24 protein-coding genes and 1 other annotated feature are annotated in these 24,592 nt (G+C 56.5%); of the genes, 1 reads left to right on the forward strand and 23 read right to left on the reverse strand.

The features are described 5' to 3' along the window. Window positions 1-98 precede the first annotated feature (98 nt). The 19 genes from rpoB to PD282_RS24575 form a co-directional block, all read right to left on the reverse strand. Complete coding sequence (gene rpoB, locus PD282_RS24485) at window positions 99-3,644, reverse strand: DNA-directed RNA polymerase subunit beta (RefSeq protein ID WP_274654057.1); 3,546 nt, start codon at window positions 3,642-3,644, stop codon at window positions 99-101. 609 nt (window positions 3,645-4,253) lie between these two features. Then, window positions 4,254-4,856: a class I SAM-dependent methyltransferase gene (locus PD282_RS24490; protein ID WP_274654060.1), complete on the reverse strand. Its 603-nt coding sequence runs from the start codon at window positions 4,854-4,856 to the stop codon at window positions 4,254-4,256. A gap of 88 nt (window positions 4,857-4,944) precedes the next feature. Further along, window positions 4,945-5,307, reverse strand: a complete 363-nt coding sequence (rplL, locus tag PD282_RS24495; RefSeq protein ID WP_274654062.1) for a 50S ribosomal protein L7/L12 — start codon at window positions 5,305-5,307, stop codon at window positions 4,945-4,947. Window positions 5,308-5,350: 43 nt separating this feature from the next. Continuing rightward, entirely contained in the window at window positions 5,351-5,848 is a 498-nt protein-coding gene (gene rplJ, locus PD282_RS24500) for a 50S ribosomal protein L10 (protein WP_274654063.1), read from the reverse strand. Window positions 5,849-5,901: 53 nt separating this feature from the next. After that, window positions 5,902-6,062 (reverse strand) — a sequence feature (ribosomal protein L10 leader region). A 14-nt stretch (window positions 6,063-6,076) separates the two neighbouring features. Then, window positions 6,077-6,769 carry a 50S ribosomal protein L1 gene (gene rplA / locus PD282_RS24505; RefSeq protein WP_274654065.1) on the reverse strand — a complete coding sequence of 231 codons (693 nt, stop codon included), beginning with the start codon at window positions 6,767-6,769 and terminating at the stop codon, window positions 6,077-6,079. 128 nt (window positions 6,770-6,897) lie between these two features. Then, window positions 6,898-7,323, reverse strand: coding sequence for a 50S ribosomal protein L11 (rplK, locus tag PD282_RS24510; protein WP_274654067.1), 426 nt, complete (start codon window positions 7,321-7,323; stop codon window positions 6,898-6,900). Window positions 7,324-7,419: 96 nt separating this feature from the next. Beyond that, window positions 7,420-7,953, reverse strand: coding sequence for a transcription termination/antitermination protein NusG (gene nusG, locus PD282_RS24515; RefSeq protein WP_274654069.1), 534 nt, complete (start codon window positions 7,951-7,953; stop codon window positions 7,420-7,422). Between the two features lie 24 nt (window positions 7,954-7,977). Beyond that, window positions 7,978-8,187, reverse strand: coding sequence for a preprotein translocase subunit SecE (gene secE / locus PD282_RS24520; RefSeq protein WP_274654071.1), 210 nt, complete (start codon window positions 8,185-8,187; stop codon window positions 7,978-7,980). Window positions 8,188-8,202: 15 nt separating this feature from the next. Continuing rightward, on the reverse strand, window positions 8,203-8,352 hold the full coding sequence (gene rpmG / locus PD282_RS24525; RefSeq protein ID WP_274654073.1) for a 50S ribosomal protein L33: 150 nt from the start codon (window positions 8,350-8,352) through the stop codon (window positions 8,203-8,205). A gap of 353 nt (window positions 8,353-8,705) precedes the next feature. Further along, window positions 8,706-9,356 (reverse strand): RNA polymerase sporulation sigma factor SigH, encoded by a 651-nt coding sequence (sigH, locus tag PD282_RS24530; RefSeq protein ID WP_274654075.1) that lies wholly within the window; start codon window positions 9,354-9,356, stop codon window positions 8,706-8,708. Window positions 9,357-9,613: 257 nt separating this feature from the next. After that, complete coding sequence (locus PD282_RS24535; protein ID WP_274654077.1) at window positions 9,614-10,138, reverse strand: NYN domain-containing protein; 525 nt, start codon at window positions 10,136-10,138, stop codon at window positions 9,614-9,616. 3 nt (window positions 10,139-10,141) lie between these two features. Continuing rightward, window positions 10,142-10,894: a 23S rRNA (guanosine(2251)-2'-O)-methyltransferase RlmB gene (gene rlmB / locus PD282_RS24540; protein WP_274654079.1), complete on the reverse strand. Its 753-nt coding sequence runs from the start codon at window positions 10,892-10,894 to the stop codon at window positions 10,142-10,144. Next, a complete protein-coding gene (locus PD282_RS24545; protein ID WP_338045227.1) occupies window positions 10,891-11,439 on the reverse strand; it encodes a Mini-ribonuclease 3 in 549 nt (182 codons plus the stop codon). Before PD282_RS24545 ends, rlmB begins: the two co-directional genes overlap by 4 nt. Then, complete coding sequence (cysS, locus tag PD282_RS24550; RefSeq protein WP_274654081.1) at window positions 11,436-12,842, reverse strand: cysteine--tRNA ligase; 1,407 nt, start codon at window positions 12,840-12,842, stop codon at window positions 11,436-11,438. Before cysS ends, PD282_RS24545 begins: the two co-directional genes overlap by 4 nt. Then, window positions 12,839-13,525 (reverse strand): serine O-acetyltransferase, encoded by a 687-nt coding sequence (gene cysE, locus PD282_RS24555; protein ID WP_274654083.1) that lies wholly within the window; start codon window positions 13,523-13,525, stop codon window positions 12,839-12,841. Before cysE ends, cysS begins: the two co-directional genes overlap by 4 nt. 484 nt (window positions 13,526-14,009) lie before the next feature. Continuing rightward, window positions 14,010-15,467, reverse strand: coding sequence for a glutamate--tRNA ligase (gltX, locus tag PD282_RS24560; RefSeq protein WP_274654085.1), 1,458 nt, complete (start codon window positions 15,465-15,467; stop codon window positions 14,010-14,012). A gap of 41 nt (window positions 15,468-15,508) precedes the next feature. After that, entirely contained in the window at window positions 15,509-15,994 is a 486-nt protein-coding gene (gene ispF, locus PD282_RS24565) for a 2-C-methyl-D-erythritol 2,4-cyclodiphosphate synthase (protein WP_274654087.1), read from the reverse strand. After that, window positions 15,991-16,725 (reverse strand): 2-C-methyl-D-erythritol 4-phosphate cytidylyltransferase, encoded by a 735-nt coding sequence (gene ispD, locus PD282_RS24570; protein ID WP_274654089.1) that lies wholly within the window; start codon window positions 16,723-16,725, stop codon window positions 15,991-15,993. Before ispD ends, ispF begins: the two co-directional genes overlap by 4 nt. 78 nt (window positions 16,726-16,803) lie before the next feature. After that, entirely contained in the window at window positions 16,804-17,895 is a 1,092-nt protein-coding gene (locus PD282_RS24575) for a PIN/TRAM domain-containing protein (protein ID WP_274654091.1), read from the reverse strand. Window positions 17,896-18,084: 189 nt separating this feature from the next. Here PD282_RS24575 and PD282_RS24580 point away from each other — a divergent pair, with 189 nt between their 5' ends. Continuing rightward, entirely contained in the window at window positions 18,085-18,480 is a 396-nt protein-coding gene (locus PD282_RS24580; protein WP_274654093.1) for a nucleoside triphosphate pyrophosphohydrolase family protein, read from the forward strand. Window positions 18,481-18,613: 133 nt separating this feature from the next. Here PD282_RS24580 and pssA read toward each other — a convergent pair whose 3' ends face one another. From pssA to clpC, 4 genes are all read right to left on the reverse strand, one after another. Further along, window positions 18,614-19,363, reverse strand: coding sequence for a CDP-diacylglycerol--serine O-phosphatidyltransferase (gene pssA / locus PD282_RS24585; RefSeq protein ID WP_274654095.1), 750 nt, complete (start codon window positions 19,361-19,363; stop codon window positions 18,614-18,616). A gap of 159 nt (window positions 19,364-19,522) precedes the next feature. After that, window positions 19,523-20,599, reverse strand: a complete 1,077-nt coding sequence (gene disA / locus PD282_RS24590) for a DNA integrity scanning diadenylate cyclase DisA (RefSeq protein ID WP_274654097.1) — start codon at window positions 20,597-20,599, stop codon at window positions 19,523-19,525. A gap of 12 nt (window positions 20,600-20,611) precedes the next feature. After that, window positions 20,612-21,979, reverse strand: a complete 1,368-nt coding sequence (radA, locus tag PD282_RS24595) for a DNA repair protein RadA (protein ID WP_274654099.1) — start codon at window positions 21,977-21,979, stop codon at window positions 20,612-20,614. Between the two features lie 163 nt (window positions 21,980-22,142). After that, window positions 22,143-24,590 carry an ATP-dependent protease ATP-binding subunit ClpC gene (gene clpC / locus PD282_RS24600; protein WP_274654101.1) on the reverse strand — a complete coding sequence of 816 codons (2,448 nt, stop codon included), beginning with the start codon at window positions 24,588-24,590 and terminating at the stop codon, window positions 22,143-22,145. Window positions 24,591-24,592: the final 2 nt, after the last annotated feature.

Genomic DNA, 24,592 nt, shown 5'->3' on the forward strand with positions numbered 1-24,592 from the left:
ATGGTTCACTTGTGTTTGCCGGATTTACGCCGCTTCGCGCGCCGGCCCGCTCCAGGCAGTACCGGCGTGCATCGGCGCATCGTCCATCCGTTAGTCCGTTACTCGACTCCGACTTCGGCGCCTTCAAGGTTCAGATTGAGCTTGTCGCTCGTTCCGTCATCCTCGTCGTCGATTTCTTTCATCTCGATCTCTTCTTCGTTCTCGGTCAGGATTTTGACATCCATGCCGAGGCTCTGAAGCTCCTTGATTAAAACCTTAAACGATTCCGGAACGCCAGGCTCCGGCACATTCTCGCCCTTGACGATCGATTCGTACGTTTTGACGCGGCCGACGACATCGTCGGATTTGACCGTCAAAATTTCCTGCAGCGTGTACGCCGCGCCGTACGCCTCGAGCGCCCAGACTTCCATCTCGCCGAAGCGCTGGCCGCCGAACTGCGCCTTGCCGCCCAGCGGCTGCTGGGTGACGAGCGAGTACGGACCGGTTGAACGGGCATGGATTTTATCGTCGACCATGTGCGCCAGCTTGATCATATACATGACGCCCACGGTTACTTCGCGTTCGAATTCTTCGCCTGTCCGGCCGTCGAACAAACGCGTTTTGCCGTTGCGCTGCATGCCCGCTTCTTCCATCGTATCGAAGACGTCGTATTCACGAGCGCCGTCGAAAACCGGCGTAGCGGCATGAATGCCGAGACGCTTGCAGGCCATGCCGAGGTGAACCTCAAGTACCTGGCCGATGTTCATCCGAGACGGAACGCCGAGCGGATTCAGGACAACCTCAACCGGCGTGCCGTCCGGCAGGAACGGCATATCCTCTTCCGGCAAAATGCGGGCGATAACCCCTTTGTTGCCGTGGCGTCCGGCCATTTTGTCGCCTTCGGAAATCTTACGCTTCTGGGCGATGTAGGCGCGGACGAGCTGGTTTACGCCAGGCGGCAGCTCATCGCCGTTCTCCCGGGTAAACACCTTCACGTCGACGACGATCCCGTCCGTACCGTGCGGCACGCGCAAGGAGGTGTCGCGCACTTCGCGCGCTTTCTCGCCGAAAATCGCGTGCAGCAGCCGCTCTTCCGCGGTCAGCTCGGTCACGCCCTTCGGCGTTACTTTCCCGACCAGGATGTCGCCGGCGCTGATTTCAGCGCCCACGCGGATAATGCCGCGCTCGTCGAGGTTGCGCAGCGCTTCCTCGCCGACGTTCGGAATATCGCGCGTAATTTCTTCCGGTCCGAGCTTCGTATCGCGCGCTTCGGACTCGTATTCCTCAATGTGAATGGACGTATATACGTCTTCCTTCACAAGCTTCTCGCTGAGCAGAATGGCGTCCTCGTAGTTGTAGCCTTCCCACGTCATAAAAGCGACAACGACGTTGCGGCCGAGAGCCAGCTCGCCGCGCTCCGTGGAAGGACCGTCCGCAAGAATATCACCTTTTTTGATGATGTCGCCTTTGTTGCAAATCGGCCGCTGGTTGATGCACGTCCCCTGGTTCGAGCGCATAAACTTGTGCAGCTTATATTTCACCAAATCGCCGGTTACCGATTTGCCGTCGATGACTTCAATCCGGCGCAGCCAAATTTCATTGGCCGAGACGCGTTCGATAACTCCGTCATACTTGGAGACGATACATACGCCCGAGTCTTTGGCCGACTTATGCTCCATCCCCGTGCCGACAAGCGGCGATTTCGGGATCAAGAGCGGCACCGCCTGACGCTGCATGTTGGAGCCCATCAGCGCGCGGTTCGAGTCGTCGTTCTCCAAGAACGGAATAAGCGCCGTTGCCACCGAAACAACCTGCTTCGGAGATACGTCCATATAGTCGACCCGGTCGCTTGGCATCGTCAAAATGTTGTCGGCCTGCTTATTGTAGCGGACGATAACCGATTCTTCGGCGAATTTGCCTTCCTCGGTCAGCTTCGCGTTTGCCTGGGCGATGACGTAGTTGTCTTCTTCGTCCGCCGTCAAGTAGGCAATCTGCTCGGTAACAATGCTCGTCTTCGGATCGACCCAGCGATACGGAGCCTCGATAAAACCATATTCGTTGATGCGGGCAAACGTCGAAAGCGAGTTGATCAAACCGATGTTCGGACCTTCAGGCGTCTCGATCGGGCACATCCGGCCGTAGTGGGAGTTGTGAACGTCCCGCACTTCGAAACCGGCGCGCTCTCTCGTCAGACCGCCTGGACCGAGTGCGGACAGACGCCGTTTATGCGTCAGCTCGGCAAGCGGGTTTGTCTGGTCCATAAACTGCGAAAGCTGCGAGGACCCGAAAAACTCCTTGATCGACGCGATAACCGGACGAATATTAATCAGCGCCTGCGGCGTAATCGCGTTCGCGTCCTGAATGGACATACGCTCGCGAACGACGCGCTCCATCCGGGACAGACCGATGCGGAACTGGTTCTGCAGCAGCTCGCCGACCGAACGAAGACGACGGTTGCCCAGATGGTCGATATCGTCGGTGCTTCCAACGCCGTGTAAGAGGTTAATAAAATAATTGATCGATGCGATAATATCCGCCGGGGTAATATGCTTGACGGACTTGTCGATCAAACCGTTGGCAATGACTTTAATGATTTTCCCGTCTTCTACGGGCGAGAATACATTGACGGCCTGAAGTGGAATACTATCCGCATCGAGAACGCCGCCAGCCGTATGGTAGATTTTGAAGCCTACGTTATTCTCCAAGTACGGAATCAGCTCGTCAAGCAGACGGCGGTCGATCATTTGGCCGGCTTCGGCCAAAATTTCGCCTGTCGTCGGATCAACCAGCGTTTCGGCAAGCCGTTGATTGAAAAGGCGGTTTTTGATATGGAGCTTTTTATTGATTTTGTAACGTCCGACATTGGCCAGATCGTAACGCTTCGGATCGAAAAAGCGCGCCACGAGCAAGCTCTTGGCATTGTCCAGCGTCGGGGGTTCGCCCGGACGCAGGCGCTCGTAAATTTCGATCAGCGCTTTCTCCGTCGAGTCGGTGTTGTCTTTGTCGAGCGTGTTGCGAATATATTCGTCATGGCCGAGCAAATCCAGAATCTCGGCGTCCGTGCCGAAGCCGAGTGAGCGCAGGAGAACGGTCACCGGGATTTTCCGCGTACGGTCGATCCGCACGTAAATGATGTCCTTTGCGTCGGTTTCAAGCTCCAGCCAGGCGCCGCGGTTCGGAATAACCGTCGCCGTATACGTTTTTTTGCCATTTTTGTCCACTTTCGTGCTGAAATAGACACTAGGAGAGCGCACCAATTGGCTGACGATAACCCGTTCCGCGCCGTTAATGATGAACGTGCCCGTCTCGGTCATCAGCGGGAAATCGCCCATGAACACTTCCTGCTCTTTCACTTCGCCGGTTTCCTTGTTGATCAGCCGAACCTTTACGCGCAGCGGCGCTGCGTATGTCACGTCGCGCTCTTTCGACTCATCGACGGAATATTTCGGCTCGCCGAGCGAGTAGTCGATGAATTCGAGCATCAAGTTCCCCGTAAAATCCTGAATCGGCGAGATGTCCTGGAACAGCTCAAGCAAATCCTTCTCCAGAAACTTCTCGTACGATTTTTGTTGGATTTCAATCAGGTTCGGGATTTCGAGCACTTCGTCGATGCGGGCATAGCTTCTGCGCGTGCGCCGACCATACTGAACAAGTTGTCCTGCCAACTTAACCTCACCCCTCATGTCTGCTTAACAGAAAGTGATTCGTATTCACCGTTAACCGGCCGCGAAGCCAACAAACGGTTCTGTAAGCGTAAAGTAACGTCCGCCAACGGCATCGGCCGATTGCCGAACGCATCATCATGCAGCAAGCAGAAAAACGGCTCACGCTTCGCACGAACCGCTGGCACAGAAAGCGCGAAATCCCGCGCCTTCTTAGGCGGTAAAGCAGTATCTTTACTCCGAATATAAGAAAGCATAACATTCAAATTTATATTTTCTTATATTTTAAATAAAGAAAAGCCCTTATCGAACTAATTCGAAAAAAGAGCATGTCTCTGCCAAACCGCTTCTGCAACTTCCAGCACGCAAAAAGGCCCATATCAAGTAATTTTGCCCAAAATGTAAACATTATACGTCAAACCGGGATATTTTATTCATCCCATCGCACGTCCGGGAGCCATTCCCTCCCTTACATACAGGCTGTGAAATCAGGCTGGCCAAAATAACGCTTGACATTTTAGTAAACTAAAGAGATTGAGCCCATCTTAATGCTGACATTTTATAATGATACCACATCAAAAATACCAAGTCAACAAATAGTTGCGTTTCGTATTAGAGCCGCTTGACCGCTTTAAAGATGCGATAGCCTTTGTCCTTCGTCACTTCTTCGACCGCGCCGAACACTTCCTCCAGCCTGCTTGCCGCCGACGGCGCGCCCTGCTTCTTCTGAATAACCACCCACATTGCTCCGCCCGGCGCGAGCAGCTGGAAGCCTTCCTCAAAAATACGGTGCACGACCGCTTTACCCGCCCGGATCGGCGGATTCGTCACGATCGCATCAAACTTCATCTCCCGCACCCGCTCGTACAAATCGCTTTGCAGCACGGTCACGTTCAAAACTCCGTTCAGCTTTGCGTTTTCCTCCGCTAGCTCGATAGCACGCTCGTTCACATCGATCATCGTCACATGCCCATTCGGCACCAGCTTGGCCGCCGTTATGCCGATCGGCCCGTAGCCGCATCCGACATCCAGTACGCGGGCGTTATCCGGCAGGTCCAACGCTTCGACAAGCACGCGGCTCCCGTAATCGACACCCGATTTCGAAAAAACGCCTGCATCCGTCAAAAACTGCAGCCGAATGCCGCGCAGTTGGGACTCATGGAGCTGCCGGTTATGCTCGGCGCCGGGGGTACGCGTAAAGTAATGATCGGCCATGTTTTTCCTCCTGGCTTCCTCAGCCCAAAATTCAACAAACCCCTCGAAGCCTGCGGCCTCAAGGGGTTTGCTGCTATTGAAGCTTCAATTACTTCACTTCGACGGAAGCGCCCGCTTCTTCGAGCTTCGCTTTTACAGCTTCCGCTTCTTCTTTGCCGACTTTCTCTTTCAGCGGCTTCGGTGCGTTGTCGACCAGATCTTTCGCTTCTTTCAGGCCGAGACCCGTGATTTCGCGAACGACTTTGATGACGTTGATTTTGGACGCGCCTGCGCTGTTGAGAATGACGTCGAATTCGGTTTGCTCAGCCACTTCGGCTGCGCCGCCGCCGGCTACAACCGCTACCGGTGCTGCGGCCGTTACGCCGAATTCTTCTTCGATTGCTTTAACGAGATCGTTCAGTTCCAGAACGTTCATGCCTTTAATGGCTTCCAAGATTTGCTCTTTGCTCATGGTTAAACCTCCAATAATCGTGTTTGAATTTTATGAACCGGTCTTACGCTTCTTGCTTTTCCGCAACGGCTTTAACCGCAAGCGCGAAGTTGCGCATCGGCGCCTGCAGCACGCTGAGGAGCATGGACAGCAAGCCTTCGCGGGAAGGCAGGTCCGCCAGCGCCTTAATTTGGCCGGCGTCGAACACTTGACCGTCGACAACGCCGCCTTTTACTTGCAGCGCTTCATTCTTCTTGGCGAAATCGCTCAAGATTTTCGCAGGCGCTACGGCATCCGCTTTGCTGAATGCGATCGCTGTCGGTCCCGTAAGCACGTTGTCCAGCTCGCTCAGCTCGGCGCTTGCAGTCGCACGGCGCACCAGCGAGTTTTTAAGCACTTGGAATTCGATGCCCGCGTCGCGAAGCTGCTTCCGAAGCTCCGTCACTTGCGCAACGTTCAGTCCGCGATAGTCCGCAACGACCGTTGACGCGCTCTCACGCAGCTTCGCCGAAATTTCGTTCACCGCTTGTTGTTTGCTTTCGATGATTTTTGCGTTTGCCAATTTGTACACCTCCCGTAATCTACTGGGCATTCCGTTTCCAATTCCATTGTCCGCGATGCATGAGAAAAGGCCCTCGCAGACGATGCGAAGGCCATGACGGTCCGGTATTCGCTCGGCCCAGCGGCCGAAGCGTCACAAACGCTTTATCATAACACCTCGGTAGGAAATTAAGCCCGAAGGCACCTACTGTCTACGGTATGCGTATTCGAATGTCAGTCGTCGTTTCTCTTAACGGAATACGGCGGCGTTCACGCGCGCGCTCGGTCCCATCGTCGAGGAAACGGCAATGTTTTTCAGGTAAATGCCTTTCGCAGCCGCCGGCTTCGCGCGATTGAGCGCATCGACCAGCGTCCGAAGATTCTCGTTCAGCTTCTCTGCGTCAAAGGATACTTTACCGATCGGAGCGTGGATCTGACCTGCACGATCGAGACGGTACTCGATTTTACCGGCTTTGATCTCCTGAACCGCTTTGGCCACGTCAAACGTAACGGTGCCCGCTTTCGGGTTCGGCATGAGACCTTTACCGCCGAGAATACGTCCGAGCTTACCGACTTCAGCCATCATGTCCGGAGTCGCGACGCAAACGTCGAAATCGAACCAGCCTTGCTGAATGCGGTTGATCACATCGGCATCGCCGACATAATCCGCGCCTGCCGCTTCCGCTTCTTTGGCTTTGTCGCCTTTCGCGAAAACGAGAACGCGTTTCGTTTTACCCGTGCCGTGCGGAAGTACGACAACTCCGCGCACCGCCTGGTCCTGCTTCTTCGAATCGACGCCAAGCCGCACGGCGACTTCGATCGTCTCGTCGAATTTGGCGGAAGATGCCTTCTTCACAAGCTCAATGGCTTCCAAAGATTCGTACGTTGCCTCGCTGTCGATCAGCTTGGCGGCTTCTTGATATTTCTTGCCGTTTTTAGCCATTTCTATTCTCCTCCTCGTGTGGTCGTAACGGAACATCTCCTTTGCGGAGTCCTCCCACGGAGCGGAACCTTGCTTCCGCTCAAAAGACAACGCAAACCGGCGTGTCTTACGATTTCGTCATCAGTGAATTAGTCCTCGATGACGACGCCCATGCTGCGGGCCGTGCCTTCGATCATACGCATTGCCGCTTCAACCGAAGCCGCGTTCAAATCAGGCATCTTCTGCTCTGCGATTTCGCGAACCTTATCCCGCTTTACCGTAGCGACTTTCTTCTTGTTCGGCTCGCCTGATCCTTTATCGATCTTGGCTGCGACGCGAAGAAGCACTGCTGCCGGAGGCGTTTTCGTCTCGAATGTAAACGAACGATCCTCGAATACGGAAATAACGACCGGAATAATCAACCCGGCCTGATCCGCCGTACGCGCGTTGAACTCTTTACAGAACGCCATAATGTTCACGCCTGCTTGACCGAGCGCCGGGCCAATCGGCGGAGCCGGATTCGCCTTGCCTGCCGGAACCTGCAATTTAACCAACTTGATCACTTTTTTTGCCATGCTGCACACCTCCTTGCCCGAGTAATCGTGCCGGAAACGGAACCGGTGCTGCCGGGGCCGCTCCTCCGCCATACGGCGGTTTATGCGGAAACCGGTTTATATCTTCTCCACCTGAGTGTAATCCAGCTCAAGCGGGGTTTCCCTGCCGAACATGTTGACATGCACCTTCAGCTTGCTCTTATCCAGCAAAATTTCTTCGACCGTACCGACGAAGTTGGCGAACGGACCCACTTTGACGCGAACCGTCTCTTTCAGATCGAATTCGATCTTCGGCTTCGGCTCTTCCATGCCCATATGCTTCAGAATCTGCTCCACTTCATCGGGCAGCAGAGGCGTCGGCTTCGAACCGGAACCGGTCGATCCTACGAATCCCGTCACGCCGGGCGTATTGCGAACGACATACCAGGAGTCGTCGGTCTGAATCATCTCCACAAGGACGTAGCCGGGGTAAACCTTGCGCATGACGGTCTTCTTCTTGCCGTCTTTGTTCACCACTTCTTCTTCCATCGGAACGAGGACTCGGAAAATCTTGTCTTCCATCCCCATCGATTCGACCCGCTTCTCCAGGTTCGCCTTCACTTTATTCTCATACCCGGAGTAAGTATGAACAACGTACCATCTTTTTTCCATAACAAGCCACCTTTTGGACCCTTCTTAAACAATCAGTTCGACCAATTGGGAGATCCCGATGTCAAGAACCCAAAAGTAAATCGCGACAACGATGACCGTCACCAGGACGACGATCGAGTAGCTTGTCAGCTCTTTACGGCTTGGCCAGCGGACCTTCTTCAGTTCCGCATAGCTGTCGGAGAAGAAGGAAAACGTCGTGCCGAAGCTTTGCTTCAGCTTTGCTAAAAACGTCACGTCCACACCTCCAAGTTATCTCGTCTCGCGATGAGGAGTATGCTCGTTGCAGAACTTGCAAAACTTCTTCATCTCGATGCGGTCGGGGTGATTCCGTTTGTTTTTGCTGGTTGCATAGTTTCTTTGTTTGCAGTTGTTGCACGCCAGCGTGATAATAACCCGCATTCCCGTACACCTCCCGAACTACCGTAAAATAAAAAAAGCTTGAATCGTCGTATGTGAACCAAACTTGATTCAGAACCCACCAAAAAAAAACCTATTTAGGGCCACTCAAACAATTTATCACAAGCGGTAAACCGTGTCAATGAATATTGCAGCGCCTTATCGCTTGTCAAGCCTGACCGCATACGAACGCTTCCGTTTTCCCGACCGCCATCTCATCGCGAAGCCTTCCGGACTCTCTCGAACTGCACTGCCTAGTATCGGCAAAAAACAGCCGTTCCAAACGTTGGAGGGAAGTAAAAATAAAAGAGCCTAAAAGGCTCCAATCGTGCTGCTCCGCCCGGATGTCCGCCGGGTCAGCCGGTAATATTGCGGATTTCCAAATACCGCTCGAGCTTCCGTTTCACGCGCTGAAGCGCATTATCGATCGATTTCACGTGACGGTCCAAATCGACGGCGATTTCCTGATAGGAACGCCCGTCGAGATAAAGCATCAGCACCTTGCGCTCGAGGTCGCTTAAAATCTCGGACATTTTATCTTCCAAACCGACGAACTCTTCCTGATTGATGATCAGCTCTTCCGGGTCGGAAACCCGGGTTCCGCATATGACGTCAAGCAGCGTGCGATCGGAATCCTCATCGTAGATCGGCTTGTCCAAAGATACGTAGGAGTTCAGCGGAATATGCTTCTGACGGGTGGCCGTCTTGATCGCCGTAATGATTTGCCTCGTGATGCACAGCTCGGCGAACGCCTTGAAAGACGCCAGCTTGTCCCCTTTAAAATCGCGTATCGATTTATATAATCCGATCATGCCTTCCTGCACGATATCCTCGCGATCGGCCCCGATCAGGAAGTAGGAACGCGCTTTGGCGCGGACGAAGTTCTTGTATTTGTTGATCAAATACTCCAGCGCCTCGCCGTCGCCGTCACGAACCGCTTCCACCACATCTTCGTCCGCTTTGCAGTCATATTCCAGCGTTTTCCACTCTTTGAGGTCGATGCTCACGAACAATCCCTCCGGCTCGAAAGGCGTGCATTGCTTCCATGGGCTACTTCAACGGACTGCATTCTACCAATTCGTGCATAAACCAAAAGATAAAAACAGTATACATTATGTAACCTGATACCGTCAATGAACATGATGTCGAACATTCGATTATTAACTAGTAGAATTGGAAGCAATCTCCGATTGGCGTCAAGTGCGCGTGAAGAAATTTGACATCAGTGCGCGGGTTGATGAAAAATAAGGCCTTTGCCGTCCCCTCACTGCTTGCCGCGGCGCAGCCGCTCCAGCTTCATCCGCACGTCGAGGCTGAGGTTATTGTCGAGCTCGTTGCGTTTGGCGCCTCCGCTCCCTTGAATCGTCCGCTCGATCGCCTTGCGGTTCTGCTCGATATCGATGAGAAGCTCGCGCGCCGAAATCCGCAGCGCTCCTTTGCCGAATGCGACGTATTGCTCCACCGAATCGGAGGTCGCCACATAGATATCCCGGCTGCGCAGAGCCAGCTCGGAGGCCAGCCTCTCGATGCAGGCGTCCGCCGTTTCCTTCTCTTTCGTATACACGACCTTCAGGCGGTATTGGCTGAAGGAAGCGCCCGAGCCGGGCACTTGATGCGCGTCGAACACGACGACGACCGACAGGCCGGTAAACCCTTGATAGTCGGCCAGCATTTCAAGCAGCCGGTCCCGGGCTTCCTCCAGGTTGCGTTCCTTCAGTGCCGCAAGCTGCGGCCAGCCGCCGATCATATTGTAGCCGTCGACGAGCAGAACGTCTTTTTGACGCCGCATCGGCTATCGGCTCCGCCTTTGCCGGATCACTTCGTACATCAGCACGCCCGCGGCAACCGAAGCGTTCAGCGAATTCAGGCGGCCGGTCATCGGCAGCTTCAACAGAAAATCGCACTTCTCGCGGATCAGACGGCCGATGCCTTTGCTCTCGTTGCCGATGACGACGGCCAGCGGCATATCGAGGGCCGTTTCGTATACGTCCCGCTCGGCTCCGACATCCGCTCCCGCAATCCAGATCCCCGCTTCCTTGAGCCGGTCGATCGTCTGGGCAAGATTCGTGACCCTTGCGACAGGCACGTATTCGGCCGCCCCGGCGGACGTTTTGGACACGGTCGCGTTCAACGAGGCGGAACGCCGCTTCGGGATGATCACCCCGTGAACGCCCGTGCATTCCGCGGTTCGCAGGATCGATCCGAGGTTGTGCGGGTCCTCGATTTCGTCGAGCAGCAGAAAAAACGGCGTCTCTCCGCTTGCCGCCGCCCGCTCCAGCAGCTCGTCGATCTCGTAGTACCGGTACGCCGCCGCCTGGGCCACGATTCCTTGATGCGGAACGTCCGGGGCGAGCTGGTCCAGCTTGCGCTTGTCCGCCACCTGCACGACGATGCCGGCTCTCCGGGCTTCCGCGATGATTTGCGCCGGCAGGTTTTTCTGGGACTGCTCGGCAACCCATATTTTATTGATTTCACGGCCGGAACGCAGCGCCTCCATAACCGGATGCTTGCCTGCGATCCATTCTCCCGAATCCCGCTCTGTCATTGCTTGTCCTCCTCGGCGCAGCGGGAAGCGGCATGTTGCTCGCCAAAGGCGACCGCCATCAGTTCTTGCAGCCGTCCGCTCTGCTTGCCGTAATATAAATACCCCACCAAACATTCCAGCGCCGTCGCATGCCGGTAATCGGCCGGATCGGCGTTTTTAGGCGGGCTGCCGGATTTGGCGTTCCGCCCGCGCCGGACGATCTCCGCCTCGGCCTCGGTCAGCAGCGGCTGCCACTTCTCCAGGAGCGCGCGCTGCGCTTTGGCCGAGACAAGCCTCGTCGCCTGGCGATGCAGGTGATCCGACTTGTGATTGGTCAGGCTCACCAGGTACTGCCGGACGAGCAGCTCGAACACCGCGTCGCCGACGTAGGCGAGCACGACGGGGTTTAACAGGTTCGGCCGCTTGGCCGGAGCATGGAACCAAAGGCCTTCGCCTTCAGGCCCGGACAAAGCGGCGTCCGATTCCGTCCCTGCCGGGCCCGCCGGGCCCGTAATACCGGCCTCCGGCTTACCGGATGCCGGCGGCAAATCGCTTCGCCCCGTCATTTGCGGCGCCACCGGATGCCCTGCGGCGTATCTTCGAGCAGAATGCCCTCGCCGGCCAATTGGTCCCGGATCTCGTCGGCCCGCTTCCAGTTTTTCGTCCGGCGCGCCTCGGTCCGCTCGGCGATGAGCGCATCGATTTCCGCATCGGGCAGCCCGGCTTGCTGCCGAATCGGCAGCAAGCCGAGGACGCGGTCGAACGACTCGAGCGATTCCTTCAGCAGCTGCAGGCTTTCCACCGAAACAACCGGACGCTTCAAATATTGGTTCGCCTCGCTGACCAGATCGAAAACGGCTGTGATCGCATCCGGCGTATTGAAGTCGTCGTCCAGCTTCGCCTTAAACCTGCCCTCAATTTCCCGGATGCGGCTCTTCAGGCTCTCCGCGTCCTCGTCCGCCGTCTTGACCGCGACGGTCAGTCGGTGCTCCAGATTGCAGTAGCAGTTTGCGATCCGTTCGACGCTGTTGACCGCCTGCTCGATCGTATCGTCGCTGAAATTGAGCGGACTGCGGTAATGCCCGGACAGCATGAAATAGCGGATCGCCTCGGCATTGACCCGTTTGAACAGCTCGTTCACCGTAATGCCGTTGCCGAGCGATTTCGACATTTTCTCGTTGTTGATGTTGATATACCCGTTGTGCATCCAGTAGTGCGCCAGCGGCTTGCCGGACAACGATTCCGATTGCGCCACCTCGCATTCGTGATGCGGGAACTGCAGATCGTGTCCGCCGCCGTGAATATCGAGCGTATCGCCAAGATATTTCTTCGCCATCGCCGAGCATTCGATATGCCAGCCGGGACGGCCGGGACCCCAGGGACTCTCCCAAAAAATTTCGCCCGGCTTCGCCGCTTTCCACAGGACAAAATCGAGCGCGCTGTCTTTCCGTTCATCCACGCCGATGCGGATGCCGAACTGAAGCTCGCCGATATTTTGATGCGAAAGCTTGCCGTACTCGTCGAATTTTCCCGTGCGGAAGTAAACGTCCCCGCCGCTTTCGTAGGCGTAGCCTTTGTCGACCAGACCTCCGATGAACGCGATGATTTCGGGGATATTGTCGGTTACCCGCGGATTGATCGTCGCCCTGCGCACGCCGAGCGCTTCGATGTTCTCGTTGAACGCGGCGATGAACCGTTCCGCGACCTCGGGGACGGTCGTCCCGAGCTGCTCGGCTTTGCGGATCAGCTTGTCGTCGACGTCGGTAAAGTTCATCACGTAGTTGACCTCGTAGCCGGACGCCTCCAGGTGCCGCCGCAAAACATCGAACAGGATAACCGGCCGGGCGTTGCCGATATGAATGTAATCGTACACGGTCGGACCGCATACGTACATCTTCACTTTGCCCGGCTTCTGCGGTTTGAATTCCTCTTTTTCGCGTGACATCGTATTGTAAATATGCAAGCTCATCTTCTCGCTTCTCCTCCAGCTATAGGCTCTTTCTCAAGTTCCTTCCGCTCCATCCGGTCGCGCCTCAGTTCCGCTTTCAAGTCGTCGATTTGCCGCTGCATGTCGCGCAGCATCTCCACGACGGGGTCGGGCAGCTTCGTATGGTCGAGCCGGTCGCCGACCCGTTCGCCGTTTCGTTTGACGACGCGTCCCGGGTTGCCGACCACGGTGCTGTTCGGGGGCACTTCCCGCAAAACGACGGCATTCGAGCCGATATTGACATTATCGCCAACCGTGAACGAACCCAGCACCTTCGCCCCGGAACCGATAACGACGTTATTGCCGATGGTCGGGTGTCGTTTGCCCTTCTCCTTGCCGGTGCCGCCGAGCGTCACGCCCTGGTAAATCACGACATTATCCCCGATCTCGCACGTTTCGCCGATGACGACGCCCATCCCGTGATCGATGAACAGGCGCTCGCCGATTCTGGCGCCGGGATGAATTTCAATTCCGGTAAAAAACCGGCTGATCTGCGATATAATGCGCGCAATCGTAAACCAGCCCCGCCGGTATAACCGGTGCGCCAGCCGATGCGCCCAGATGGCGTGGAGGCCCGAATACGTAAAAACGACCTCGAACTTGCTTCTGGCGGCGGGATCGTTGTCAAACACGGTTGCGATATCGGACCTGATATGGCGAAACATAGTCAAGACTCCTCTCCGGCTTCGGCGCGCAAGTACGGCACGGTGTCCGCGAATGCAAAAAGCCTCTGCAGCGAGTATCGCTGCAGAGGCGTCAGCGGACGCGGTTCCACTCTGCTCAGGTGGATGCCCCATAAAAGGACGGCACCCGTCTCGAAGTCCTTAACGCGGACGATACGTCGCGACCTACCCCGCGGCCCGAATAAGGGGCGGATCGGAAACGCGGCTCACAGGCGCAGCGTCCATTCCAAGGAACTCAGGCGACTTCCACCCGTTCGACTGGCGGTCCGATTCCGGCAGAGTCCTAATGCTCCGCAAGCGCCGGCTCCGTCCTAACGGTCGCCCTCTCTGTCAATCCCCGCAAAATCATGAACGTTCCTGATCCTAGCCTTTAACCGTACATACCGATAACAAAATTGTACCTCTAAGTATAGCCGACTGCCGAAAAACCCGCAAGAGGCGTTCACCTGCCGTCAGGGCGAAAGCCCTAAGCCAATCGGGCGGCCAGCCGCGTCTCCACCTTCGATTTGCCCAGCAGCGCAATCGTTTGGTTCAGGTCGGGTCCGTGCGTTTGCCCGGTCAGTGCGGCGCGGATCGGCATAAACAACTGCTTGCCTTTGAAGCCGGTCGCCTGCTGCACCGCTTTGATCGCAGCTTTGACATTGTCCACGTCCAGCGCTTCGAGCGCTTTGACCCGATCCAGGAAGTCCGCCAGCACCGCAGGCACCTGCTGCTCGGCCAGCACCGTCTTCGCTTCTTCCTCGTCCTGAACATCCGCCTGAAAGAACAGCTCCGTCAGTTCCACAATTTCCGACGCGTAACGCAGCTTATCCTGATAAAGCGCGACGAGCGCCGCCGCCCATGCCCGGCCGCTGTCGTCAAGCGTCTCCGGCAGCCGTCCCGCACGCTGCAGGTGCGGCAGACAAAGCTCGACAAGACGCGGCAGCTCCGTCTTCTTGATATATTCGTTGTTCATCCACGCCAGCTTGTTCGTGTCGAATACGGCCGGGCTTTTGCTGAGGCGGGCGGCGTCGAACGCCTGAATCAGCTCCTCGCGGGAAAACATTTCCTGCTCTCCCTCGGGCGACCAGCCGAGCAGCACGATGAAATTGAACAGCGTCTCCGGCAAATAGCCGAGCGCGTCATACTGCTCGATAAACTGAACGATCGACTCGTCGCGTTTGCTCAGCTTTTTGCGCTGCTCGTTGACAATCAGCGTCATGTGGCCGAACTGCGGCGGCTCCCAGCCCAGCGCCTCGTAAATCATCAGCTGGCGCGGCGTGTTGGAAATATGGTCCTCTCCCCGCAGCACGTGGCTGATCGCCATCAAATGGTCGTCGACCGCAACGGCGAAATTATACGTCGGAATGCCGTCTTTTTTGACGATGACAAAATCGCCGATCCCGTCCGATTCGAAGCTGATCGAGCCTTTGACCATATCCGTAAACGTGTACGTCCGGCCTTCGGGCACGCGGAAACGAATGCTGGGCACGCGGCCTTCCGCTTCGAAGGCCAGCCTCTCCGTTTCGGACAGATCGCGGTGCTTGCCCGAGTAGCGCGGTGTCTCGCCGCGCGCGATCTGCTCCTCCCGCTCCCGCTCCAGCTCCTCCTCGGTGCAGTAGCACCGATAGGCCAGCCCCCGGGCAAGCAGGTCCTCGTAACATGTCCGGTACATGTCCAGCCGCTCGGTCTGCCGGTAGGGGCCGTACTCGCCTCCGACGTCGACGCTTTCATCCCAGTCGATGCCGAGCCATTTCAAATAGGTGAGCTGGTTTTCCTCGCCGCCCGCCACATTGCGTTTCACGTCGGTGTCTTCGATCCGGATGATGAAGGCGCCGCCGAGGCTCCGGGCAAACAAATAATTGAATAAGGCCGTGCGGGCGTTGCCGATATGAAGATGCCCGGTGGGGGACGGCGCGTAGCGAACGCGAACCTGATCCGTCATAACTTTACGCTGCTCCTTTTCGTTGTTCCGTTTTCAACCGATCATAGCATAACCTTCACGAGGCTTACAACCGACTGCGCCGCGATTCCTTCGCCCCGCCCGGCAAAGCCGAGCCGCTCCGTCGTCGTCGCTTTGACGTTCACCTGCAGCGGCTCTTCCGCTTCGAGCGCTTCCGCGATAATAGCCGTCATTTGCGGGATGTAAGGCGCCATCTTCGGCCGCTGCGCGATAATCGTCGAATCGACGTTGCCCAGCTTGTAGCCGCGTTCCTTGGCCAGCGACCAGACATGACGCAGCAGCTTCAGGCTGTCCGCGTCCTTGAACGCCGGATCGGTATCCGGAAAATGCTTGCCGATATCGCCCATTCCGAGCGCGCCGAGAATCGCATCGCTGATCGCGTGCAGCAGCACGTCGGCGTCGGAATGGCCTAGCAGCCCCTTCTCATACGGAATCGTGACGCCGCCGATAATGCACGGCCGTCCTTCCGTCAGCTGATGGACGTCGAAGCCTTGTCCAATCCGTATCATAGCTCCCGTTCCCCTCTCCCGAATCGTGTGGAAAGCCGTTCCCGTTCCCCAAGTAAAAACTCCGCATAAGGCAGGTCATCGGGCGTTGTGATCTTGATATTTGTATATTCCCCTTCCGCCACCGTTACCTGTACGCCCAGCCGCTCGACCGCCATCGCGTCGTCAGTGCCGACAAAGCCGTCCGCCGCCGCTTTCTCGTGCGCGTCAAGCAGCAGGGAACGACGAAAAGCTTGCGGCGTTTGGATCGCCCACAAGCTGCGCCGGTCGGGCGTCGAAACAATGACACCCGCTTCATTGACCTGCTTGATCGTGTCTTTGACCGGAACCGCAAGCACGCTTGCTCCGGACCGCCCGGCTTCGGCCATGCAGCGCCGGATAGCGGCGGCGCTGACCAGCGGACGTACCCCGTCGTGCACCATGACCCACTCGGAGGTGAGCTCCGTTAAACCGAGCCGCACCGAATGCTGACGCTCGCCGCCACCGGCAATCACCGCCGATGTTTTATCGATTCCGAACGCTCGTACGAGCTCGGAGCACCGCCGCACGTCGGACGCGGGCACGACCAGCGCAATTTCGCCGACCTCGTCCATCGCATTAAAAACGTCCAGCGTATGGACCAGAATAGGCTTGTCCCGCAGCGGCAGATACTGCTTGCTCTCCGCCGTCCCCATCCGCGTTCCGCGTCCCGCCGCCACGACGACGACGCCCCATGTTTCCCGTTTGCGCGACATGCTCTTCAACCGCCTCGCTGTAAGCTCATTTCGACGTTTCGATCGCCCGAAACGCCGCATGAGTACTATCATACCGCGTTACAGCGCTTTTTCCAACAGCTTCGGCTTGGCGAATATCATCCGTCCCGCGGACGTCTGCAGGACGCTGGTCACGAGCACTTCCATCGTCGTTCCGATATAATCGCGGCCGCCTTCCACGACGATCATCGTGCCGTCGTCGAGATAGGCGACACCCTGCCCGTGCTCCTTGCCGTCCTTGATTACCTGGACGACGATTTCTTCTCCAGGCAGCACGACCGGCTTCACGGCGTTGGCCAAATCGTTAATGTTCAGCACCGAGACGCCCTGCAGCTCGCACACTTTGTTGAGGTTGAAGTCGTTCGTGACGACCTTGCCCTTCAAAATTTTGGCCAGCTTCACCAGACGGCTGTCGACCTCGCCCTCCTCAACCTCCCCTTCGTAAATGAGCACCTTCACGTCGAGCTCTTTCTGGATTTTGTTCAAAATGTCCAGTCCGCGCCGGCCGCGGTTGCGTTTCAGCAAGTCCGAGGAATCGGCAATATGCTGCAGTTCCTCCAGCACGAACTCCGGAATGACCAGCGTGCCTTCGATAAACCCGGTCTTGCAAATATCGGCGATCCGACCGTCGATGATGACGCTTGTATCTAAAATTTTATGCTCTTCATAGCTGCTTTCCTCATCGGCGGCAGCCGGTTTGCGCTTCGCTTGAAACAAGCCGGCAAGCTTCTCGGAGATTTCCTCCTGCTTGCTGAGGCCAAGGCGCAGGCCGATAAAGCCAAGCGCCACCGTGAAGCAAATCGGGATAAAGACCGCCGCGCCATGAAGGCCCGAAAAAGCCGGGTACACGAGAGCCGACAGCGCTAGACCAAGCGTCAGCCCTCCCGCTCCGGACAGCAAATCTCCCGCCGGGACGGCCGCAGCGCGTTCGACGCCCCGCTGCATCCATTTGACGATCGCTCCGGACAGCATCGACGCCGCCACGAAGCCGCACACCGCGCCGATTCCAACATTCATGTAGTAGCCGCCCGATGTTTGCAGCATACCGTATGACGTATCGCTCCAAAACGCGCCCAAATTCATCCCGTTATACACTTGGGCGCCTGCCGCTCCGCCAAACAGCACGCCGATCGTTTGAATAATTCGTTTCATCACATGAATCCACCTCCATTACAATTATGTGCCAATCTTTCACACGTTAATCGTGGTGGAACGGGAAACGATTAGAAATTGTTAACCTTTTCGGCAGAGGAAATAAAATAGGCATTTCGGTTTTGAAATGCGGGGCGCTGAGGCTTATAATAAGAGCATGCAATGCATACCCGAAGTGAGGTGGAATCGATGAGTGCCCAAACGCTGACGCAATTTCAACAGCAAGTGTCCGACGTGCTGCTTCGGCACCGAAGTTTGCTGGACGTCATGTCGAAGTACGGCCAGTCCGGCGCCGCTGTCAATCGTGCCGTAGCGAAATCCGTAACGGAATGCGGCTGCATCGAATTGAATGCCCGCAAGCAGGGATTTTCCGACGACATCAACCTGGAACAAGCGAAGGTGAAGCTGCATCATCACATGAACGGCGAGCTGTGCGAGCTGTGCAAGGACGCCATTCAGAACGAATTGGGACGCAATTTGTTTTACATGTCTGCGATGTGCAACTTGCTGGGCATTCAGCTCGATGATGTGGTCGCCCAGGAATCAGGAAAATGCTCCACCCTCGGATTGTTTAATTTGACCTGATCTGACACAAGAACGCTTCCGTCGCCCGACTGCGGGGGCAAGACCGTTTCTCTTATATTGACGACAAAAAACCGCCCTGCGGCGATCCTTCCGAAGAGGATTGCCACAGGGCGGTTCGATGTATATCCACGGTTTATGCGCTGTGCTCCGTATGAACGCCGTCTTCCTGCAGAGCCGGTTTGCGGCGTTTGCGAAATTTCACGGGGAGACGGCGATCAACGTTTTTTTTTAGGCCGTAAAGCGCGTAGAGCACAAGCGGAATAAAGACGATTTTGGACAGGTGATTGTGAAACACAATGCCGAGCACAACCGTTATGATTGCGATAATCGGCACGACCCATACGGCGTTTCGCGGAATACCGACTTTCTTGAAATTCGGATATTTAATGGTGCTGACCATCAGGAACGAAAGCACGAGCGTGCTTGCCATCAGGACTGACACCGGGATGTCCTTGTGGAACAGGGCCAGCGTAGCGAGTACTCCGCCCGCCGCCGGAATCGGAAGACCGATGAAATAACCCGACGAACTCGTAATGACATTGAAACGGGCAAGTCTCAGCGCCCCGCATATTGGGAACAGCGCCGTAATGATCCAAGCGGGAGCCGCGTTCAGCTCCTGAAAAGCGACGCTGTACATAATAAAGGCCGGCGCAACGCCGAACGAAATGACATCCGAAAGCGAGTCAAGCTCCTTGCCGAATTCGCTCTGCGCATTGAGCGCTCTTGCCACACGTCCGTCCACTCCGTCCATCAGCATGGCGATAATAACCATCATCGCGGCGATCTCCGGCTTCGCGTTATCGGGAAAAATAAGAATAATGGCGATAATCCCCAGAAACAAATTCGCCACCGTAAAAAGACTCGGTATCGATTTCGTAATCATCTTTTGCTCCACCTCATCTTTACTATGCCCCAAAAGTCCGGACACGGCATGAACGTCTGAACGTGAAAATACTGCCTGTACCGGTTTTCCAGGGGATGAGCGACCGCGGCGCAGAAGCGGCAAAAGAGTCACTGTCCGCATTCTCACATTGTATGGGATTTAGATTTGTCTGTCAATGAACATCTGTTCCTGGATCCGCTTCAGCCCTTCCTTAATTGCGCGGGCTCTGACCTCACCGATGCCGTCGACGGCATCCAGCTCCTCAATGGTCGCCATCAAAATATGCGGCAGCTTTTGGAAGTGTTCGATCAAATTGTGCATAATCACCGTTGGCAGCCGCGGAATCCGGCTCAGCAGCCGGTAGCCGCGCGGAGCGATCAGCTCCTCGACGGCGGTGTTTGTTGCGGAGTAACCAAGCAGCTTGACGATCGGTCCCGAATCAAGCAGCTCCTCCGAATTCAGCTTATGAATCGCGGCCCGGATTTCGCGAACCCGCTCGTCCTGCGAGTCTCGGGCGTAATCCTTCAGCAGGAACCAGGCTTCCTCCTCGACGCCTCCGACCAGCTCTTCCATCTGCATACTGATCAGCCGGCCCTCGGTCCCCAGCTCGTTCACATAACGTTTAATTTCGTTTTTCACGCGCAGTACCATTTCAACCCGCTTGATCACATGGGCGACTTCCTGCAGCGTAACCAGTTCTTCGAATTCAAGCGCGGACAGATTCGTAAACGACTGGTTCAACACCGTTTTATATTTCTCAAGCGTTTGAATCGCCTGATTCGCCTTCGTTAAAATAACGCCCATTTCTTTCAGGGAATAACGAAGATTTCCTTGATACAGCGTAATCACGTTACGCCGCTGCGAAATGGAAACGACCAGCTTGCCCGTCTGCTTGGCCACCCTTTCCGCGGTCCTGTGGCGGATCCCCGTCTCGATCGACGAGATGGAGCTGTCCGGAATAAGCTGCGTATTGGCATATAAAATGCGTTTGCGGTCCTCGCTTAAAATAATGGCGCCGTCCATTTTGGCCAGCTCGTACAAATAGTTCGGAGAAAAATCGCAGTTAATGGAAAAGCCCCCGTCAACGAGTTCCATGACCTCCGGACTGTAACCGACGACAATGAGTCCCCCCGTTTTGGCACGCAGAACGTTGTCCAGACCATCCCGGAAAGCGGTCCCGGGCGCGACCATTTGCAGCAGTTGATTCATGATTTCTTGTGGACTTGGTTCCTTCATCATTTGCCCCCTCTATCCAAGCGCCGCCTGAAGCGCGTCCGACACCGTTTCTACGCCGATGATATCGATGCCGGACGGCGGGTTCCAGCCCTTCAGGCTTTTCTCCGGCATGATCACGCGCTTGAATCCGAGCTTTTGCGCCTCCTTTACGCGCTGCTCCGCCCTCGATACGGCGCGCACCTCTCCGGTCAGCCCGATCTCGCCGAACACGACGTCGAACGGTCTCGTTGGCGCGTCGCGGAAGCTGGAAGCGATGCTGACGGCCGCCGCCAGGTCGACGGCCGGCTCGTCAAGCTTCACCCCGCCGGCGACGTTCAGATAAGCGTCCTGGGTTTGCAGGAACATGCCCATTCGCTTCTCCAGCACGGCAATGATGAGTGCCATCCGGTTATGGTCGATGCCTGTCGACATCCGCCGCGGTGAAGGAAAATTCGTTGTCGCCACGAGCGCCTGCAGCTCGACAAGCACCGGACGCGTCCCTTCCATGCTCGCCACGACGATGGATCCCGAAACGCCGAGCGGCCGTTCCGACAGAAACAGCTCCGACGGATTGGTCACTTCGCGCAGGCCGCTTTCGCCCATCTCGAAGATGCCGATTTCGTTCGTCGAGCCGAAGCGGTTTTTGACCGCGCGCAGCAGCCGATACGAATGATGCCGTTCGCCTTCGAAATAGAGCACGCAATCCACCATATGCTCCAGCAGACGCGGGCCGGCAATTGCGCCTTCCTTCGTCACATGGCCGACGAGCACGGTGGCGATGCCTTTAATTTTTGCGACGCGCATAAAATGGGCCGTGCACTCACGCACCTGCGCGACGCTGCCGGGCGCTGAAGGCACGTTCGGGTCGTATACGGTCTGAATCGAATCGATAACGAGAAAATCCGGCCGGATTGACTCAATCGCTTCGTTAATCAGCTCCATGTTCGTCTCGCACAGCACGTAGAGGGACTCCGTCAACGCGCCGAGACGGTCGGCCCGCAGCCGCGTTTGGCGAACCGATTCCTCGCCGGAAATATACAGCACGGTGAGCGATTTCGACGCCAGCGCATGGGACGTCTGCAGCAGCAGCGTCGATTTCCCGATCCCGGGATCCCCGCCGACCAGAATGAGCGAACCGGGCACGACGCCCCCGCCGAGCACGCGGTTAAGCTCCTGCAGCTTGGTCTCGATTCGGGGCTCCTGGCCACTTTCTATGTGTATGATGGAACGCGGCTTTTCTTTCGTCTGAATGAGCGGTGAGCCCATACCCTGTGTTTTGACGATCGTTTCCTTTTCCTCAATCATCGTATTCCATGAACCGCAGCCCGGACATTTGCCCAGCCATTTCGGCGATTCGTTGCCGCATTCGGTACATGCGAATTTGATTTTAACTTTTGCCATTAGCGGCTCCTTATTCGATAGGCGTTCAACAAAAGTTTACCATTTCTCGCGCCGGGGATAAACACCTTTATTGCCTTCGGCACTGCGCCAAAAAAAGGGACAGCTCCTTTCTGCCCCCGGGGGGCTTGTCGGAACTGTCCCTTAATGTGGCTTTACAGCGGGATTACGATTTTGCAGCCGGTTCGGCGTTCGAACGCGTCACGACCAGCTCGCCGTCCTTCTCGTCGATCGTCAGCGTATCGCCTTTGGAGATATTGCCCATCAGCAGATCCTCGGACAAGCGATCCTCGATATGCTTCTGGATCGCCCGGCGCAGCGGACGCGCGCCGTACTGCGGATCGAAGCCTTCCTTGGCGAGAAAAGCTTTCGCAGTATCGGTCAGCGTGAAGTCCACTTCCTGCTCGCGCAGCCGTTTGCGCAGCTCGTCGGACATGAGCGTCACGATTTGTGCGATGTGCTCCTGGTCCAGCGAATGGAAGACGATCGTTTCGTCGATCCGGTTCAGGAACTCCGGACGGAAGCTTTTTTTCAGCTCTGCCATCACTTTGTCTTTCATGATGTTAAAGTCGCGTCCGGCATCCTGCGCGGCGGTAAAGCCCAGCGAAGAATTGCGCTTGATTTGTTCGGCGCCGACGTTCGACGTCATGATGATAAGCGTGTTGCGGAAATCGACGACGCGGCCTTTCGAATCCGTCAGCCGTCCGTCTTCCAGCACCTGCAGCAAAATATTGAACACTTCCGGATGCGCCTTCTCGATTTCGTCGAGCAGGACGACCGAATACGGCTTGCGGCGTACCTTCTCGGTCAGCTGGCCGCCCTCTTCATAGCCGACATATCCCGGAGGAGCTCCCACAAGACGGGAGGTGGAGTGCTTCTCCATATACTCCGACATATCGATGCGGATGACCGCATTCTCATCGCCGAACATCGCTTCCGCAAGCGCTCTGGCCAGCTCGGTTTTCCCGACGCCCGTCGGACCGAGGAAGATGAAAGAGCCCATCGGGCGTTTCGGATCCTTGAGCCCGGCGCGGGCGCGGCGGATGGCGCGGGAGACCGCCTTTACGGCTTCCTCCTGGCCGATGACGCGGTCGTGCAGGATGTCTTCCATCTTCAGCAGACGCTGCGTCTCTTCTTCAGCCAGCTTGCTGACCGGAATGCCGGTCCAGCTTGCCACAACCTGCGCGATGTCTTCCGGCGTTACCTCGGAATCGGTGCGGCCTTGTTTTTCCTTCCATTGGTTCTTCGTAGTATCAAGCTCTTCCCGGATCTTCTGCTCCGTATCGCGAAGAGCCGCCGCTTTCTCGAATTCCTGGCTTTGCACAGCCGAGTCCTTCTCCTTGCGGATATCTTCGAGCCGGTTTTCCAGCTGCTTCAGATTCGGCGGTACCGTGTACGATTTGAGACGTACTTTGGAGGAGGCCTCGTCGATCAGGTCGATCGCTTTATCCGGCAGGAACCGGTCCGTAATATAACGATCCGACAGCTTGACGGCCTGTTCGATCGCTTCGTCCGTAATTTTCACGCGGTGATGCGCTTCGTAGCGGTCGCGCAGTCCGTGCAAAATTTGAACCGCCTCTTCAGGTGACGGCTGATCGACCGTAATCGGCTGGAAGCGGCGCTCAAGCGCGGCATCCTTTTCGATATATTTGCGGTATTCGTCCAGCGTCGTCGCGCCGATGCACTGCAGCTCGCCGCGGGCAAGCGCCGGCTTCAAGATGTTGGAGGCGTCGATTGCGCCTTCCGCGCCGCCAGCGCCGATCAGCGTGTGCAGCTCGTCGATGAACAGGATGATATTCCCCGCTTGGCGGATTTCATCCATAATTTTTTTGAGCCGGTCTTCGAACTCACCCCGGTACTTCGTGCCCGCAACGACGGAGCCCATGTCCAGCGTCATAACGCGTTTGTCGCGAAGCGTCTCCGGAATTTCGCCGGCAATTATTTTTTGCGCGAGCCCTTCGGCGATCGCCGTTTTGCCGACGCCAGGTTCGCCGATCAGCACCGGATTGTTTTTCGTCCGGCGGCTGAGCACCTGGATGACGCGCTCGATTTCTTTGCTCCGGCCGATGACCGGATCCAGATTGCCGTCCTTGGCAAACGCCGTCAAATCGCGGGCCAGACCGTCGAGCGTCGGCGTGCTTACGTTCGAAGCGGTGCCGTGGCTGCTGGAAACCGCTTCGCTGCTGCCGAGCAGCTGAAGCACTTGCTGCCGTGCTTTATTGAGGCTGATGCCGAGATTATTCAGCACTCGCGCCGCAACCCCTTCGCCTTCACGGATAAGCCCAAGCAAAATATGCTCCGTCCCGACGTACGTATGACCAAGCTTGCGGGCTTCATCCATCGACAGCTCAATTACTTTTTTCGCCCGCGGCGTATATGCGATATTCGTCGGCTGTTCTTGTCCGCGGCCGATGAGCGCCTCGACTTCATCCTGGATTTTCTCCAGGCTGAGACCGAGACCGATAAGCGCCTTGGCTGCAATACCTTCCCCTTCGCGGTTCAAGCCGAGCAAAATGTGCTCCGTCCCGATATTGTTGTGACCGAGACGAACCGCTTCTTCCTGCGCCAATGCGAGCACTTTCTGCGCCCGCTCGGTAAATCGTCCAAACATCATCT

This window comes from Paenibacillus humicola (genome assembly GCF_028826105.1).
Classification (GTDB): domain Bacteria; phylum Bacillota; class Bacilli; order Paenibacillales; family Paenibacillaceae; genus Paenibacillus_Z; species Paenibacillus_Z humicola.

What these genes read in the sequence shown, in the direction of transcription:
- PD282_RS24490 (WP_274654060.1), bottom strand. Translation starts at nt 4,856, where the DNA reads ATGGCCGATCATTACTTTACGCGTACCCCCGGCGCCGAGCATAACCGG.
- rplL (WP_274654062.1), bottom strand. Translation starts at nt 5,307, where the DNA reads ATGAGCAAAGAGCAAATCTTGGAAGCCATTAAAGGCATGAACGTTCTG.
- rplA (WP_274654065.1), bottom strand. Translation starts at nt 6,769, where the DNA reads ATGGCTAAAAACGGCAAGAAATATCAAGAAGCCGCCAAGCTGATCGAC.
- rplK (WP_274654067.1), bottom strand. Translation starts at nt 7,323, where the DNA reads ATGGCAAAAAAAGTGATCAAGTTGGTTAAATTGCAGGTTCCGGCAGGC.
- nusG (WP_274654069.1), bottom strand. Translation starts at nt 7,953, where the DNA reads ATGGAAAAAAGATGGTACGTTGTTCATACTTACTCCGGGTATGAGAAT.
- rpmG (WP_274654073.1), bottom strand. Translation starts at nt 8,352, where the DNA reads ATGCGGGTTATTATCACGCTGGCGTGCAACAACTGCAAACAAAGAAAC.
- PD282_RS24535 (WP_274654077.1), bottom strand. Translation starts at nt 10,138, where the DNA reads ATGCGGCGTCAAAAAGACGTTCTGCTCGTCGACGGCTACAATATGATC.
- rlmB (WP_274654079.1), bottom strand. Translation starts at nt 10,894, where the DNA reads ATGACAGAGCGGGATTCGGGAGAATGGATCGCAGGCAAGCATCCGGTT.
- PD282_RS24545 (WP_338045227.1), bottom strand. Translation starts at nt 11,439, where the DNA reads ATGACGGGGCGAAGCGATTTGCCGCCGGCATCCGGTAAGCCGGAGGCC.
- cysS (WP_274654081.1), bottom strand. Translation starts at nt 12,842, where the DNA reads ATGAGCTTGCATATTTACAATACGATGTCACGCGAAAAAGAGGAATTC.
- cysE (WP_274654083.1), bottom strand. Translation starts at nt 13,525, where the DNA reads ATGTTTCGCCATATCAGGTCCGATATCGCAACCGTGTTTGACAACGAT.
- gltX (WP_274654085.1), bottom strand. Translation starts at nt 15,467, where the DNA reads ATGACGGATCAGGTTCGCGTTCGCTACGCGCCGTCCCCCACCGGGCAT.
- ispF (WP_274654087.1), bottom strand. Translation starts at nt 15,994, where the DNA reads ATGATACGGATTGGACAAGGCTTCGACGTCCATCAGCTGACGGAAGGA.
- ispD (WP_274654089.1), bottom strand. Translation starts at nt 16,725, where the DNA reads ATGTCGCGCAAACGGGAAACATGGGGCGTCGTCGTCGTGGCGGCGGGA.
- PD282_RS24575 (WP_274654091.1), bottom strand. Translation starts at nt 17,895, where the DNA reads ATGAAACGAATTATTCAAACGATCGGCGTGCTGTTTGGCGGAGCGGCA.
- PD282_RS24580 (WP_274654093.1), top strand. Translation starts at nt 18,085, where the DNA reads ATGAGTGCCCAAACGCTGACGCAATTTCAACAGCAAGTGTCCGACGTG.
- pssA (WP_274654095.1), bottom strand. Translation starts at nt 19,363, where the DNA reads ATGATTACGAAATCGATACCGAGTCTTTTTACGGTGGCGAATTTGTTT.
- disA (WP_274654097.1), bottom strand. Translation starts at nt 20,599, where the DNA reads ATGAAGGAACCAAGTCCACAAGAAATCATGAATCAACTGCTGCAAATG.
- radA (WP_274654099.1), bottom strand. Translation starts at nt 21,979, where the DNA reads ATGGCAAAAGTTAAAATCAAATTCGCATGTACCGAATGCGGCAACGAA.
- clpC (WP_274654101.1), bottom strand. Translation starts at nt 24,590, where the DNA reads ATGATGTTTGGACGATTTACCGAGCGGGCGCAGAAAGTGCTCGCATTG.